The organism is Bradyrhizobium sp. 23AC (assembly GCF_054863025.1).
In genome coordinates, this window is record NZ_JAVAYN010000327.1 from 1 (window position 1) to 231 (window position 231).

Consider the following 231-nt stretch of genomic DNA (forward strand, 5'->3'; position numbering starts at 1 on the left):
GAGGGATCCTCACCTTGTTGATCCTGACGCCGTTCACTTTTCCGATTATCGTTGTCGGCGTCGCGACTTATTTGGCGTCGATTAAACTCGGAATGATCGGCACGACCGTCGGCGTCGTCCTAGCGCACAGCATTGGATCTATCGCCTTTGTCGTCGTTGTTGTCTCGGCAACTTTAGCGAATTTCGACCGGCGGCTGGAGCAAGCGGCAAAGGGCATGCGGGCTGGGCCTT

The 231-nt window shown here is 56.3% G+C and carries 1 pseudogene; it reads left to right on the top strand.

What is annotated here, in order from left to right:
- Positions 1 to 14: 14 nt before the first annotated feature.
- A pseudogene (locus RAD10_RS42625) lies at positions 15 to 231 on the top strand (ABC transporter permease subunit); the annotation flags it as partial.